At 59.3% G+C, this 13,775-nt stretch carries 11 protein-coding genes; 2 read left to right on the top strand and 9 right to left on the bottom strand.

Annotation, left to right across the window (positions count from 1 at the left end):
- Positions 1-351: 351 nt before the first annotated feature.
- From ASG67_RS19185 to ASG67_RS06785, 7 genes are all read right to left on the bottom strand, one after another.
- Positions 352-498, bottom strand: coding sequence for a hypothetical protein (locus ASG67_RS19185; protein ID WP_200940744.1), 147 nt, complete (start codon positions 496-498; stop codon positions 352-354).
- Between the two features lie 56 nt (positions 499-554).
- Complete coding sequence (locus ASG67_RS06760) at positions 555-860, bottom strand: hypothetical protein (protein WP_156460696.1); 306 nt, start codon at positions 858-860, stop codon at positions 555-557.
- A gap of 320 nt (positions 861-1,180) precedes the next feature.
- Positions 1,181-4,084 carry a DEAD/DEAH box helicase family protein gene (locus tag ASG67_RS06765; protein WP_056527438.1) on the bottom strand — a complete coding sequence of 968 codons (2,904 nt, stop codon included), beginning with the start codon at positions 4,082-4,084 and terminating at the stop codon, positions 1,181-1,183.
- Positions 4,085-4,098: 14 nt separating this feature from the next.
- On the bottom strand, positions 4,099-6,075 hold the full coding sequence (locus tag ASG67_RS06770) for a site-specific DNA-methyltransferase (RefSeq protein ID WP_056527441.1): 1,977 nt from the start codon (positions 6,073-6,075) through the stop codon (positions 4,099-4,101).
- Positions 6,072-8,930 (bottom strand): SNF2-related protein, encoded by a 2,859-nt coding sequence (locus tag ASG67_RS06775; RefSeq protein ID WP_414887459.1) that lies wholly within the window; start codon positions 8,928-8,930, stop codon positions 6,072-6,074. The genes ASG67_RS06770 and ASG67_RS06775 overlap by 4 nt, the downstream gene beginning before the upstream one ends.
- Positions 8,931-9,047: 117 nt before the next feature.
- Positions 9,048-9,851 (bottom strand): DNA N-6-adenine-methyltransferase, encoded by an 804-nt coding sequence (locus ASG67_RS06780; protein ID WP_162244335.1) that lies wholly within the window; start codon positions 9,849-9,851, stop codon positions 9,048-9,050.
- 182 nt (positions 9,852-10,033) lie between these two features.
- Complete coding sequence (locus ASG67_RS06785; protein WP_156460697.1) at positions 10,034-10,483, bottom strand: hypothetical protein; 450 nt, start codon at positions 10,481-10,483, stop codon at positions 10,034-10,036.
- Positions 10,484-11,633: 1,150 nt separating this feature from the next.
- Between ASG67_RS06785 and ASG67_RS06790 the strand changes: the two genes are divergently transcribed.
- On the top strand, positions 11,634-11,978 hold the full coding sequence (locus ASG67_RS06790) for a hypothetical protein (RefSeq protein WP_056527450.1): 345 nt from the start codon (positions 11,634-11,636) through the stop codon (positions 11,976-11,978).
- A gap of 41 nt (positions 11,979-12,019) precedes the next feature.
- Here the strand turns inward: ASG67_RS06790 and ASG67_RS06795 are convergent, their stop codons facing one another.
- Both ASG67_RS06795 and ASG67_RS06800 read right to left on the bottom strand, forming a co-directional pair.
- Positions 12,020-12,667 (bottom strand): hypothetical protein, encoded by a 648-nt coding sequence (locus ASG67_RS06795; protein WP_156460698.1) that lies wholly within the window; start codon positions 12,665-12,667, stop codon positions 12,020-12,022.
- 19 nt (positions 12,668-12,686) lie between these two features.
- On the bottom strand, positions 12,687-12,890 hold the full coding sequence (locus ASG67_RS06800; RefSeq protein WP_056527456.1) for a hypothetical protein: 204 nt from the start codon (positions 12,888-12,890) through the stop codon (positions 12,687-12,689).
- A 215-nt stretch (positions 12,891-13,105) separates the two neighbouring features.
- Between ASG67_RS06800 and ASG67_RS06805 the strand changes: the two genes are divergently transcribed.
- Entirely contained in the window at positions 13,106-13,660 is a 555-nt protein-coding gene (locus ASG67_RS06805) for a recombinase family protein (RefSeq protein WP_056527459.1), read from the top strand.
- The last annotated feature ends 115 nt before the right edge of the window (positions 13,661-13,775 follow it).

Genomic DNA, 13,775 nt, shown 5'->3' on the forward strand with positions numbered 1-13,775 from the left:
CCCAGCACGGCCTCGCCTCGCTCGACTTCCTCGAAAAGCTCTTGGCTGGGCAGGCCGTAGCTGATGTCGATGCCGCGCTTCTCCTTGCAGGCAGGGCACCTTCCGCATCGTCGGCACCGGCAACCAGTTGATGGGGCTCATCGAACGGGCGGGGTGAGCCGGGGTGGTTGTCGGCGGTTGCCCAGTTTGTGCATTGAGCCGCGATTCAACGAGGCGCAAAGCAGTCGAGCTTCACCAGTCCAACGGTTGAGGAAGCGGATAGGCTGGCGGTCTCTAGCGCAGCCCCCTCCACAAGGGCAGCAGCCTCACCAGCCTATCCGCGACCTTCGTATCAGATGATGTGGCGGCGCGTCACTTGCGGGGCTTGCCCGCGTCGTCTCGCTTCCCGCGCCAGCGGCCATCATCGTTCTTCGCCCGCGTCAGCCCTGCATTGGGTCCAGTCTTGACCTTCGGGCCACCCTTCGTGCGGTCGTTGCCGTTGCTGTCGAACAGTCCCATCGGCGATACCTCCTTCATGCTCGAAAGCTACGCTCGAGGTGTGCAGATTGGCAAGCTTACGACCGCTTGATCGTCCGCACCGAGTTGATCTCACCGCCGACACGCTCAACGACGACCACCTCCTTCGATGCTTCGCGATAACTCTGCCGGCCCTTTTTGTCGGCTTTCTTCTCTGCGGTGGACGGTCCCGCCCGCTTCTTGTGCTTCTCGACCTTGCCCCTTGCCTCGTCCCGAGCCCGCTTCTTGTTGAGGTGGCAATCGATCTCGATGGCTTGGGTGAGCTTGGGACGCTTCTCGCCGCTAACGGGCAAGCCATGGAAGCCGAACCTAATCGACACTCCACCGCCATCGCCTTTGCTCATTGCGCTGCCTCCCGGCGACATCATCACCGTCGCCCGCACCGATATCAACTGATTTCCGAAATTGAGAAAACGAGCATCCCGGATCAACGGAAAATCAGGGCTTTCAGACGGCTGGAATCGCGATAGCTTTTGGAAAGCTCTGAGCGCAGGCTCTTTGATCTCCCCGTTCTCTCAAATGGCCCGAGTCCCGTGCAATTGGGATTCCTTACCGAGGCATGCCAAGGTCGGGTGATCCTCGATCCGACGCTCGTTAGACGGCTGCGGCAGCGTTCAGGTGATGGCCTGCTCGAAGTTTCCCCACGAGAACATGAGCCGGTCATTCAAAAATCGACTTCGGCTAGCGCGGTGACCACAGCGTAGTCCTCGCCCAGCGTGTTGAAGTGCTTCTTTCCGCAATCGGTCTTCTGATTTTCCTGCTGGCGGCGCTTCCCTCTCTCCAGCGTGCTCTTGGTTTCCCGGACGAAGAACAGCCGCTCGTGCCGCTGGGTGACGAAGGCCCAGTCAGGATTATAGGGGCCAACGGGCGTGTCCACTATGAACCACGAGGGGAGCTTGCAGAAGAACTTCACATGCTCGTTCACATCGAGCGCGGCGGCGAAATCGCGTTCGACCTCACTGTCATACTCAACGAAGTCGTAGAGCGTCCGGTCCTTGTTCTTCACTTCATACAGGCGGTTGAGGTAGCGGGTGATGCCCTTCTCGGCCTCCTGCTCGAACCGGGCCATTTCGTAATGCGCCCCGTCGATTTTCTCATATTTGATCCCGTCGATCATGATGTCGTGCAGGGCACCCTGTATCTCGCGGGCGGAGTGCAGGATGAAGGTCTGCGGGTTCCCAATGAACTCGTCCAACTTACCGCACTGCTTCAGGATTTCTGCCAGCGTGCTGCGGGTAAGCTCGGTTTCGCGCTGGAGCTGGCCGAGGATGTCGGGCAGCTTCCCGGTGCGGCGCGATGTGCTTACTTTGCGGTCCAGCACGGCGCTCGCCGCCACGCCGGAATGCTCGATCGACATCGCCACCTTCTCAGATGAGATGACCAGTGGACTGATGCGCTCCATTCCTTTGATCCGTTCGACCGCCTTGGCGATAAGGTCATCGGTCGAGAACTCGACCCGGTAGCGCGTCTTCTGGCTGATCCGATCCCACAGGGCCTTGAACTCCGGCCCCATGTGAACCTGCTTACGGAAGCTCAGCGTCCGCTTGTCGCGCGTCGGTCGAACATGGCGGGAGATCAGATAGCGGCTCAGTTCGTCCTTCACCGGCTTGGCGATATCGTCATAGCCGGGAAGCTCGAACACGAAGGTGAGGTCGTCAGGCCGGAAAGCGTCGGTATCCACCACACCCTTGCTGTCGAGATAGCCCTGCTTGCGCAGAACCTCCCAGACGGCGTTGGAGCCATCGACACCGAGAGCGTCTTCCTCGTCACCGACCTTGCGGACCATCTTGGCGAAGGCGTCACGGGCGACTTCGCCGAACTTCACGCCGCTCTCACCCTCATATTCCGATTGGAGGGTCTTGGCGAAGGACTGGTAGTCCTCGTTCGAGATCACCACCAAGCGGTTGATCGACTGATCCTTCACCCGCTCGCCGTCCGTGTTGACGGGGAGGCGCAGGCCGCGACCGATCTGCTGGCGGCGGCGCATGGTGCTGCCCACCGCTTGCAGCACGCAAATTTGGAAAACATTCGGGTTGTCCCAGCCCTCCGCGAGCGCCGAGTGGCTGAAGATGAACCGGAGTGGCGTCTTGGGATCGAGCAGCCGCTCCTTGTCGGTCATGATGAGGTGATAGGTATCCTCATCGGCCTTGGTCTTGCCGGTGGTGTCTTTGGCCTTCCCCTTGCCGTCCTTCGAGAAATAGCCGTCATGCACGGCCTCGGCGGGATAGGTTGCGATGTCCTTGTAATGCTTCTCGGCGAGTTCGGTGTAGGCTTCCTCGAACCATTTGCCGACCGGGCCGAGGCTGGTGCCATTGTCGCCGTAAATGCGGTAGTCGGCTACACGGTCGAGGAAGAATAGGGTCAGAACCTTGATCCCGCGCCCCTTCATCTCCCGCTCTTTGCGCAGGTGATGCTCGACCGCCCGCTCGATCATCAGCTTGGTGACATCCTCCGCCGCGCCCCCCATCTCTTCGTTGAGCGATAGCTTGAGGCCGTTCTGGAAGTGCAGCGCCTCCGCGCCGGGGGTGGCGTCGATGTTCGAGATCATCAGGTCGGTGTAGCTCTGATGTTCCTTGGACTTCTGAAAGAGGGTATCGCCCTTCTTCACCGTCACCTTGGCGCGCTTCGGCCCACCCGCCTGCATCTTGAAAATCTCGATCTGGGCGGAGATCGGCGACTTCGTATGATCGGCTTTGAGGAACTTGATATAGGCGTCGGATGAACGGTCATCGGCGGACACGCTGTCCACTTCGATCCGCTTCACCAATTGGCGCTCGAACGCCTCGACCGGGCCAAGCCGGAACAGCAGGTTGCGCGTGTCCTTATGGGTGGCTGAGTAGCGGAAGATCGCTGCGGGGTTGAGGCGCTGGATCGCCGCTGCTGCGTTGCCGGTATCCATGCGCTGCGGCTCGTCGATGATGACGATCGGGCTCGTCTGCGACAGGAAGTCGATGGGGCGTCCGCCCATCTTGTCGCTGTCGCGGTAAATGATGTTGCCGCTCGTCTCACCATCGCCCGCATCGTTGATGAAGGCTTGGATGTTCATCACCAAGAACTGCAAATGCTGCCCGCCCGCGAACTGGCGCACGCGCGAAGAGTGCTTAGAATCATAAACGGAGAAGTTGAACGGCATCGCACCATAGAGGCCACGAAAGTGGTCACCCATGACCTCGAGGCTTTTCAGCACGCCTTCACGGATCGCGACCGATGGGACGACGATGATGAATTTGCGGAAGCCATAGCGCGACGCGAGTTCGAAGGCGCTACGCAGATAGACATAGGTTTTGCCCGTGCCCGTCTCCATCTCGACCGCAAAGTCGAGCGCATCGATGTTCCGCTTGGAGGAAACCTCATTCTCGTCCTGCACGGCCCGCAGGTTCGCAAAAACCTGCTCATTCGACAGGGTGATGGCATTCCCCAGCCCATGCTCGGTCTGGATCAGGCCATCGGTGATCGCTGCCCCGGTCTCCGTCTCTACGGTGCCGGTCGCCTGCCCCTCAAAGAGGTCAGCAACCGCAGACACGGCGGTGCGCTGGTAATCCAGCGAGGGGTCGAACTTGAGCTTCATCAGCCGTATCCCCTTTAAACCGTGCGGAACATGCTGCCGTCCTCGCCATGGCCGAGGCGGGATTTGAAGGTCTGGACCGCATTGGCCTTGAGTTGGTCGTTCCCTTGAAAACCCGCGTCGAGGCAGACGACACGCGCGGCGTTGTTCGTTTCGGCAAGGTCAGCGAGAGCGTCGATGATCTCTTTCGTGAGATTAGGCTCAAGGCAGATTAGCAGGGCTCCATCGGCCACACTGTAGACCCTCCCACCAGCAACAGGGGTCACATCGACTTTAGTGGTAAGCTCGAACCCGTCTTTCAACAGAAGCTCGAACAACATGTCGCTATCGCTGGCATCTTTCTGCACATTTGAAGCGTGCATTTCGATCTCGGCCAGCAGGTCATGCTGCCCCATGTCGGAGGAGGCATCCCAGCGCATGAAGGCAGATCGGCTCAATTTGAAGGAACGGAAGCCTGTGTTTCCTTCGCCGCTGACCTTTCTCAGTCGCTCGCGACCGACGCTTGCGATGTCTTTATAGCCGAGTTCTCTTGCTTTGCTCTCTTCGTCAGTGGCCTCGGGGAGTTGAGCCAGAATGAAGTTCACATTCTTTCGTCCTGCCTCGGCCAGATAGTAGCAGGAATGCCCGGTCGTGGCTGAGCCCGCGAAGAAGTCCAAAACGACATCCCCATCGTCGCAGATAAGTTCGATGAGATCGGCAATGATCTCCTTGTTTTTGGGGAACGGAAATACTCCCTCTCCGACAAGCCTTTCGACCTCCAAGGTCGCAGACCTCCCATCGGCATAGAAAACCGATGACGAGGGCTCGGTGGCGATCTCCTTTAAATAGCTTTTTCGGTTCGGGATCGTATTTTCATCATCGCCGAAGTGGATGCGCGGGGGCGTCTGGCTCAGCGCCCAGTTCGTTTTGTCCTCATCCCAGCGCCAGCCCGTAGAAGGCTTCTTGCAGGATTTGCCTGTCAAGGGGTGAAAGATGTCGTGCCTCGGGCGGCTCTTGCGGCCATCATCTGGACCAGCGAAATCGGCAGCGAAATACAGCCCACGGTCGTCGGACCAGTTATAGTGCTTGTGAGCTTTTCGAGGATCGTCGCTCGACAGGCCGCGATACCATTCCATCATCTGGCTGCGAATTTCGGCGTGGTCATCACCCAGCTTCTCACGCAACTTCTGATAGTGCTCCAAGACGGCGTCAGCGCCCTCCTTGGGCTTGCGCCAGACCCTGCTCTTAATGCTCTCCGGAGAGTTTTTCGTATAGCAAAAAATGTATTCGTGAATGTTGGCAATCTGCTTGGAATCGCCCTTCTTCGAGCGCTGCCACACCATCTGCGAGATAAAGTTCTCTTGCCCAAATACGGTATCCAGAACGGTCTTGAGATTTGCCGCCTCTGCATCATTGATGCTGACAAAGATGGCTCCATCTTCTCGCAACAAGTTCTTTGCCATATACAGCCGAGGCAGCATCATGTTTAGCCATCGGCTATGGAAGCGGCCCGCCCCCTCGGAGTTGGTAGAAAATTTGCGTCCGTCGTCGTCCGACTGTCCGGTGTAGGCCAGATAGGTGTCTAAACTCTCGGCATAGTTATCCGGGTAAATGAACTCGTTCCCCGTATTGTATGGGGGGTCGATGTAGATCATTTTGATCCTGCCGAAATACGCCTTCTGTAGAAGCTTGAGCACTTCGAGATTGTCACCTTCAATGAAGACATTTTCGCTCTCGTCGAAGTTTACGCTTTCTTCGCGATCCGGGCGCAGTGCCCCAGTGGCCGGAGCTTGGATCACCTTCATGCAGGCAGCCTTACCGGGCCATGTCAGGCCAAAGCGCTCGGTGCTCTCATCCACCCAGTCGCCCATAACCCGACGAAGCTGGTCGAGGTCGATCTTGTCCTCGTTGAACACCTCGGGGAACAGCCGCTTGAGGTCGGCGCGCTTCCGCGCGGCAACATCATCAGAGTTGAGATCAAAAGGATTGGGCTGTTCGTTGGTGGCGTCGGTCATACGATCTCAAAAGTTATCGTGAAAAGGTCATTAGTTTCGGTATCTTGTGTGAGTTGCTCGGCCACCCGGTCAAGCAGGCGCTCTTTTCGCTCCTCAATTTCTTTGGCCTCACCATCGTAGGCACGCCAAGCCTCATCTCGCTTCTTCTCACATTGCTGCTTGGCGCGCTGAAGGGAGAGCTTCTCCTGCAACGACCCGGACAGTCGAACCCGCTTTTTCAGGTCGGCCAGTTCGTCGTCATACTTCTTGAGGTCCGCCTTCAGGCCGGTGCGCTTGTCGTCCGCCCAGTCGTCCAGCTTGTCCATCTCGGCCTGTAGCCAGTCGGCACGCTGCGCATCGAGCTTCGCAAGGATCGCGGAAAACTGGGCGTCCAGTGCTTCGCTCAGGTTTACCGGATCGTTGCTGGGCTTGCCGAGGCTCACCGGCAATTCGAACAGCCGCATCGCTGCGGCGGGATCGAGCGTTTGCCCGTCGTCGGAGATTGCGGCCAGCACGATGTGGTCCTGCGCGTCGATGCCCGTGACGGAGAGCAACCGGGCAGACATCGTGCCGCTCGCGCCAATGAAGGGTTTGAGCGCCGCCGCACTGGCTTCCCATCCCGTATAATCGAATACCAGATGCCTGCGCGGCAGATTCCGGCTCACAGCCTCGTCGAGCAGATGCTGCGCGAGGGGGTGACCGAGCCGATAGCGGTGGCCGTCCAGCCCTGCCTTGCCAAGGAAGAACCCACCGGGCTGCGAGGGGCCGATCGGCTTCTTGAGCGTGAAGGTCAGGTGATCGTCATCGAAGGTGGCATCGCGGCCAAGCTCATATTTCGTGACCGTCCAGAGCTTGCGCTCATAGCGGTTCATATACTCCTTGCTGCGATCGAGATTGATCTTGAGGCGGTCATGCACCTCGGCATCGAAATGTTCGAGCAGGGTGCGCCGCGTGTCCTGCATCGTGGCGTCGATCTCCTGCTCCATCTCGGCGCGCAGGGCCTTGAAGCTTTCCTCGATGTCCTCCGCCGTGCGGCAATTCTGATAGATTTCTGCGATGCGCTTCTCGAAATCGACGCCTGAGCCGATCGCGCCGAGCACCTCGTCCGATGCGCCGAACACGCCTTCGAAAAGCTGAAACTTCTCGTTCAGCAGTTCGTAGACGCGCTGGTCGGCGGCATTCTCACGGTTGAGGAAGTTAACGACGACGACATCGTGCTTCTGCCCATAGCGATGGCAGCGTCCGATCCGCTGCTCGATCCGCTGAGGGTTCCACGGCAGATCGTAGTTCACGACCATCGAGCAGAATTGAAGGTTGATGCCCTCTGCCGCCGCCTCGGTCGCGATCATGATCTCGGCGGTATCGCGGAAGTGCTCGACCAAGGCTGCGCGGATATCCGCTGATCGGGAGCCGGTCACCCGATCGGTGCCTCGATGCTTATCGACCCATGCGTCGTAGATCGCCTTGGACTGGTCGTCGGTGTTGGAGCCGTTGAACAAGACCAGCTTTTCGCCATAGCCATTCGCGGAGAGCAGGCGGACGAGGTAGTCCTGCGTTCGGCGGCTTTCGGTGAAGATGATCGCCTTGCGCGCAGCGCCGAGGTGGATGGCCTTTCCGAACCCCGCACGCAGCGCCTTGAGGAGGGCCTCACCCTTGGCGTTATGGGTGATCGCCGTTGCCTCGTCGGCGAACGCCCGAAGCTCCTTGATCTCGGAGGCTATGGCCTCACGCTGGTCTGCGGTGAGAAGCTCAGGCGCGAAGTCTGCATCATCATCGATCGTCTCGTCGCCCCACTCCTCACGGGTCTCGCGGAAGCCATCGATGTCGTCGTCCGCCTCGGCGTCGAAGATCGCCTTGCGCACGAATCGATCGGTCTTGAGTTGTCGCTCAAGCTTGGACGCCAGATTTCCCAGCATACCGGCGATTGCGAAGGTCGAGGACGCGAGCAGTTTGCGCATCACCAGCGTCATCAGTGTTCGCTGGCTCGACGGCAGCGCCTCTAATTCATCGCGTTGGAGGTATGTCGAGACATCCTCGTAAAGTTGACGCTCGGCATCGGTGGGCGTGAACTCCTCGGTCAGTGGCACCCGGTTGGTGTAGGAGACATACTCCGTCACCTGCCGCCGCAGGGTGCGATGGCACAGCGGGGCGAGCCGCTCTTTCAGTTTCTCGAAGTTGGCGTCGCCGCGTTGGGCATATTGCGCGCGGAAGCTCTTGGCATCCCCGAAGGCATATTCGTCGATGATGCTGACAAGACCGTAGAGTTCCATCAGTGAGTTTTGTAGCGGCGTGGCGGTGAGCAGCACCTTGGGCACATTCGCCAGCGCGCCCTTGAGCGCCTTCCCGGTCTTGTTCGAGTTTTTGTAGACATTCCGCAGGCGGTGGGCTTCGTCGATCACCGCCAAGTCCCAGCGGGTAGTCATGATCTCTTCTTCGTATCGCGCTGCGAACGGGTATGAGCAGACGATAATCGCGTTCTGAGTGAAAGGACGAACCCCGTCTGCGGCCAAGCGCTTGTAGCTGCCGGCCTCCAAAATCGAGGTTGGTAGGAAAAACTTTTCGGCCATCTCCTGCGCCCATTGCTTCCGCAGATTGGCGGGTGTGATGACCAGAATGCGCCGCGCGCCCTCGCTCCACCGCTGCGAGAGCAAAAGCCCAGCCTCAATGGTTTTACCCAGACCAACCTCGTCGGCGAGGATCGCCCCTTTCGATAGGGGCGAGTTGAACGCAAACAGGGCCGCCGTGATCTGGTGTGGATTGAGGTCCACCTGCGCATCGAGCAATGTGCCTGCGAGCTTTTCGGCGTCGCCCGACGCATGCCGGCGACGCAGTTCGTGAGCGTAGAGCTTGCTATGGATGTCAGTCGGCAAGCGCACTCCCCCTCAAACAACTTTGCGTATTCGCCCCGACGATCGCAGTCGCGCCTATGGTGCTATCGAGAAATTGCTGCGGAGGACAGCGACTTGGAGTGAGCCGCTAAAAATGCCGCTCGATCAAGCTGCGCAGAGCGGCTCCATGCCGCAGTCGAGCCCACCAACCTTCGTTTTCGCACCGTCCGTGGCCCAGAGCACAAGCGCGCCAGTCCGAGCAGCGAAGTCGAGCACGCGGTCCCGTTCGGCACCCCAGACGCAGACCATCAAGGCGAACGGAGCCGGGGCCATCTTGGTCCGATGCTCGTCGTAGAATGACAGACGGCGGGGCATCAGCAGGACATCGGCTATGCCGAACACGCGCTCGCGGAAGGTTGTGGTCTCGGTTCGAGCAGGGAACAAGCCGACGATCATCTCGACTTCCTGCCTGTCCCATGCGTCGCAGCACCGGCCAATCCAGCGCGTGAGGTCAGAGAATGGCGGGTTCACGAATGCCATTCGACCGCTCCAAAGCGTTGCCAGCCCGTCGTCCGCCTGTGTCAGCACGCGCTCGGCGGGGACGAAACATCGCGGGTCGCCAGCAGGATCGAGGGCGATCGGGCCGAATGAAGCGAGCACCCATTCCACCACCTCTGGGGGTGTGAACCGCACATCGCGCTTCACCTGCCAGTGTGCTTGCGCGGGTATAGCCTCTCTCGCCTTCGGCGAGAGAACTGTCAGCACCGAAGTCAGTGCCGCCATTGATGCCGTGCCGCGCTCGACCGCTCGCATGGTCGGCACCGATACCCCAGCGCGAAAGGCTGCGTCCTGTTGCGTCATTTTGCGCCGGCGACGCGCGGCTTGAACTTGCGCGGCTGGGTTGTCGCCATTGGCGAGCCCGATAATCCTGAATCCGATTTGGGGGCCAACCTTGGCGAGCGTGCTCATAAGTCCCCCGCCCTGTTCGAGCAGGACGACTGCCTGTCGGCTCACCCCGGCAAGGGTGGCGACCTTATCCTGTGTAAGGCCGACAGATTTTCGGGTCCGCCGAATCGCTAATCCGATATCCATGGAAAACTATCCTGACATTTTTGTCGCGATAGCTTTCCATCGATCTGGATGTCGAGCACTTAACGCGGGCGGGGCGTCAGGCCAATCCGCATACCCCGCACGGCTTCCCGGATTTTCGCGTCAGTTCCGGCGTCATCGGCTTCAAGTGGGGAGGGCATCGGGTCCATCATGTGAACCGGGTCCGGGTAGAAAACGAAATATCCAAATCCGGAGTTTTCCGACAAGCCGCTTTCGCGCCAGCGAGGATCAAGACCAGCGCACTGAGGGGCCAACTTCACGGCGGACATGTTTGACGCGAGACGCAGCAGCGCGGAACGCAGGGCGTGCTCATCCTCCCCGAGGAATACGGTTTCACTCGGTAGCGTCAGGCGCACGAAGTAGCCCGCGAACACCCTCGTTTTGCCGGTAGCGACGAGACCAGACTCGTATTCAGCGGTAATCTGCCCGCCCGTTTGGTCGATGAGAACGACCTGACCGGTATGTCTAACCTCATAATGCCGCCAAGCCATACTCATCTCCCTGTTGTCCATGTATTTAGGGAGGCGAACAGGGGTTCGCCGGCTGCGGCTGGCATTCGCTCAGCGGCGCTTCGCTCATTGGCCTTGCGAAATGAATGGACATGAAGTCATTGAAGTCATGAATATTTTTCTCACTCATTCATTGGAAAGCAATAGCTTAATCCCCCCCCGTGTGCCTGCGCCCGGAGGGCGCTTATAGCGGGGGGAGATAATCTCATTCACTGGTGAAGTAGCTTGATGTTGCGGCCTGCTGTGAAGCTGTCCCTTGGTTCTCCTGATCGAACATAGGCCGTGTTATCCCAACCACTCCTCGGCAGTGTCGCTCGGCGCATCTGGTGGCCGCACCCCGGTTCTTCGTGGTTAAGAACGGTGCCCTCACCGCATCAACATCAACCATTGCGGTAAGGGGTCCGGGGCTACGCAAGTTCTCAGCGTCCCCGGTCAAGTCGTTTAGCGTGCCTGAGCGCACCGTCCGGGGGTCAAAGCCATACTGATAGGCTCGCCTCGATCCGTTCTTGGGCAGCTTCTGTCCGCCCGCCCCTTGCGGGGGCACCATCCCGTCAGTCGTCCGGGGTAGGCTCAAGTAACTCGGCCTCGTCAGCCGGAGAAGTGTGGCTACCGTAGGTTATTTCAGGCTTGGTTCTCGCCTGCCTACTCGCGGGTTGGTAGTTCCCGATTTCCCTATATTTAACATGGCCTGCGAGAATTCCGCAATATATCTTTTACAGAGAAATATAATGCGGGCCTCATGCTGATTAAAATAGAAAGATGAGGCAACATTATCAGGAATCACTCATCAATGTTATTACATTCTCAAAAGGCAATCGGTCATGGGTAAGCGCCTCGACTGGTCCGCTCATAAGAACCGGAAACGCCGACGCCCCCTCCTTACTGTGGCAGAGAAGCGCGACAACAAACTCAAGGCTCGGCAACTCGCCGAAAGGGTCAGACGGCGGCAGAAGTCGCCGCAAGTTCGTCGCCATGGTCCGGTGCGCCAATGGTCGCCTGAAGAAGTCGCTGCGTGGGCGAGGGCGCACGGCTACTCCGTCGTGAGCCGGTCGCCTGCCACGGATATCTCACCGCCGTGGTGAAATCGGTTTAAGCGCGAAAAGCCCTTGGCTGGGCGGTCCTAAATATCGGCATGCTTCGATGGACCGCCCTCCCAGAATTTTACGGCCTGCTTGAACTCATGCTGGACGCTGAGCAGCGTGGCCCGCACTTCATCCTCAACGGCGCGCAATGCGGCGTCAGCCAGATCGACGAGCGACAAGCCTTGCTGGAAGCAGCAGGACAAAATTTCGCCTTCGCAGCCTTCTTTCCCGGCTGGCACGGAGACTATTCAACGACGCCGGTCCATATCCTCACTGTGGGAGAGCACCACACTTTTATGGTCTGGCTCCCCATCGCGCGGTGCGACAAACTCCGCATCATCTCTTGCTTACGCGTCAGCGCGATGGACAAGGTGCTGTGTCGATTATCGATCTGATCCTCGCCGTGCTCGATCAACGAGACGATCGAGCACGAGGGTCAGGCTCGGTTGCCGAGGAAGTCGTTCATTGCGCTGAGTGCGGTGCTCGTGATGCGTGGACTGGCAGGGCACGGGTCTCGCACAATACCCGGCGCGGGGGCGGCATGCCCGAGCCGCCAGTGCTGTCCTCGATTATTAATGATGAGGCGGTGGCCCTTAGCCGCGATAGGGAGGATGGCTTCGAGCAGCCATCGCCGCATCATTATTGATGAAGGCAGGCGCTTTATCATTGCGCGGTTATCAGCCTCGTTTTTGTCGCTGATTCTCGGACTGCGGTAGGCGCAGGCATTGACGACAACGACCTTCCCCGACGCGACAAGATGGCCGTAGTTCGTATCGTTGTAATAACGCGAAACGAATGACCAGTCCGAGCCTGACGGATCATCGACCCGAGCGGTGTAGGCGCTCACCGAAGGGGCATCTGGAAATTCGGTCGGCGTTTGGACCGGGTTGTAGCCAGCATTCGCGTTAAGGATGATAACCGGCGCGATCAGCACATCCCCGATGTAGGGGCTCACGGGATGGTCGAGATTGAAGCTGTGGGGACCAGTGCCGAGCACATCTTGATCAATCTGATGCGTCCACCGCCCGTGAGCATCAGCCTTCTGCTGGCCTCGCCAAAAGGCCACGATGTCTGCGATATCCATGTTGGAGTCCATAGCACGCTCACCCCGCCCGTTCGATGAGCCCCATCAACTGGTTGCCGGTGCCGACGATGCGGAAGGTGTCATCGACCGTCTTGCCGGTGGTGGGGTCGTAGGTGCCAAGGATGCTGCCGGCGAAGTCGAACGCCCGCTGCCGCCCCTGCGTCATGTCCTCAATATGCCCGATGATAAAGCCGCGCTGATCCCTGATCGTCGTTCGCGCCATGCTGCCTCCCGTTGAAATGAAGATCGAGGCTTTCATGGGATTGCGATTTTCTGAAGCAAAATGAGTGCGTTGTCGGCACGCTCCCCGCCTCGATAGGGCAACCCTATCTGGCACAGTCGGTGAGACATCATCCGCGTCCCAACCGGGTGGCGTTTGACTTCAGAGACGGCTGGAGCGAGTCGGTCTTAAAGCCATACGAGACGATGAGGGCCGCCATGGGCAAGACGCTGGGCTACGCGAGAATCAGTTCAGATCAGGGGCAGGATGTCGCCAGCCAGAAGGCCATGCTGGAAAAGCTCGGCGCGGTGGTGGTGTTCACCGACATCGGCAACGGGTCGTCCCTCGACGGTCGCGACCAGCTTGAGGCGGCAATCCGGCTGCTCGAACCCGGCGACGAACTTCTTTCGCTTCACCCAGACAGACTGGCGCGAGATACCGCCGACCTGCTGACCATCGGCAAGCGCGTCATTGAGAAGAAGGCGGTGCTGCGGATCAATGACCCCAACATCGTGCTCGACGGCACCGACATGATGGCCGAGGTCATGCTAACCATCTTCGGCATGGTGGGGATGATGGAGAAGCACTTCATCAAGGCCCGCCAGCGGCGCGGCATCGACGCTGCCAAGCTCAAGGGCGTCTACAAGGGCCGTCCGGTGACGATCTCGCCTGATGCTGTGCAAGAGCTTCGCCAGCAGGGGCTGGGTGCCACTGAGATCGCCAAGCGCCTCAAGATCGGGCGTGCGTCGGTCTACCGGGCGCTCGCTGCGTGACCGTTAGGATGTTCGTCTGCCCTGCCTGCAAGGAGAAGCGCGGCATCGACATCAGCTACGGCCTGCCCAGCCAAGAGCTTTTCGAGGAAGTCGAGCGAGGCGAGGCCGTGCTGGG

This window comes from Sphingomonas sp. Leaf339 (assembly GCF_001426195.1).
In the GTDB taxonomy this organism is placed as follows: Bacteria; Pseudomonadota; Alphaproteobacteria; order Sphingomonadales; family Sphingomonadaceae; genus Sphingomonas.